This window comes from Vibrio sp. D173a (assembly GCF_030248475.1).
Genome location: NZ_JAHGAH010000610.1, coordinates 1 through 688, shown reverse-complemented (window position 1 = coordinate 688; position 688 = coordinate 1). Strand labels below are relative to the sequence as shown.

General features: G+C 45.1%; 1 protein-coding gene. It reads left to right on the top strand.

Translation table 11 applies throughout. The annotated features are described in order from the left end of the window. The first annotated feature begins 1 nt into the window (after nt 1). Complete coding sequence (locus KIV40_RS27900; RefSeq protein WP_285352452.1) at nt 2-631, top strand: DsbA family protein; 630 nt, start codon at nt 2-4, stop codon at nt 629-631. The last annotated feature ends 57 nt before the right edge of the window (nt 632-688 follow it).

Sequence of the window (688 nt, the reverse complement as noted above, 5' to 3'; positions counted from 1 at the left end):
AGTGGATATAAAGCTTTACTACGTACATGATCCAATGTGCAGCTGGTGTTGGGGCTACAAACCAACCATCGAAAAATTGAAGCAGCAACTGCCGGGTGTGATTCAGTTTGAGTATGTTGTGGGTGGGCTTGCGCCAGATACTAATCTGCCAATGCCTCCGGAAATGCAGCAAAAAATTGAGCAGATTTGGAAGCAAATTGAAAGCCAGCTTGGCACCAAGTTTAACTACGATTTCTGGACGTTGTGTACGCCAGTGCGCAGCACTTACCAGTCTTGCCGCGCTGTTATTGCCGCAGGCTTCCAAGACTCTTATGAGCAAATGCTAGAAGCGATTCAACACGCTTACTACTTACGTGCGATGCCGCCTCATGAAGAAGCAACGCACTTGCAACTAGCACGAGAGATTGGCTTAAACGTTCAGCAGTTTAAGAACGATATAGATGGCACTTTGCTGGAAGGTGTTTTCCAAGACCAACTGAGTCTTGCTAAGAGTTTAGGCGTTAACTCTTACCCGAGTCTGGTACTGCAAATTAACGACGCTTACTTCCCAATTGAAGTAGATTATGTGTCGACAGAAAACACGTTGAAGCTCATTCGCGAACGAATTATCGACAATATGCCAGCGCAGTAAGTTGAAACCGATTTTCTAAAAAACAGACAATAAAAAGCCGCTCATTGAGCTAACTCC